This is a genomic window from Gilliamella sp. Fer4-1 (assembly GCF_001690515.1).
In the GTDB taxonomy this organism is placed as follows: Bacteria; Pseudomonadota; Gammaproteobacteria; order Enterobacterales; family Orbaceae; genus Gilliamella; species Gilliamella apicola_C.
The window spans coordinates 1-532 of sequence record NZ_LZGZ01000078.1 but is presented as its reverse complement, the minus strand read 5'-3'; the positions used below and the strand labels follow the sequence as shown (position 1 = coordinate 532).

At 27.1% G+C, this 532-nt stretch carries 1 pseudogene; it reads right to left on the bottom strand.

The window, feature by feature from the left end:
* Positions 1-67 precede the first annotated feature (67 nt).
* Positions 68-426, bottom strand: a pseudogene (locus tag A9G30_RS13550) (NTF2 fold immunity protein).
* Positions 427-532: the final 106 nt, after the last annotated feature.

Below are 532 nucleotides of genomic sequence, written 5' to 3'. Positions count from 1 at the left end.
AATGCTTAGCTATTATTTTGCTTTTTCCAGATATTTAATCGTATTTACGATAGAATTCTAGTAATTATTACAATGGATATTTGTCCCAATTATTATCAAACTTATCATATACCTCTTTTTTATCAATACGCCACTCATGTTTTTTGTAATGCAAGGTATAACGAAATTGACTTTTTGTACGATTTTGTTGTTGCGTGTAAATAACTACTTTATTCCCTTTGAGTTCTTCTATTTTTAATATTTCTTCATCTGGTGAGTACTCTGGTGGGTTTCCACAAGATAATGCTGCTTGTCGATCATATTTTCGTTCTTTTTTGTACAGAATTTATCAAATATAAAATTCAAATCTTTAGTCATTTGTAAATAAGCTTCTTCTGAAGAATCACTTTTTAATTTTGGATAGCAACGTATTTCCCAATGATTCATCGCAATAATGAATTCTTTTAATATGTTTTTCGCAATTTCAATATTCATTTAGTTTACCTAATTTTTAAAAATATTATTTAATACATTCTTCCCACTTTTGGAAAAC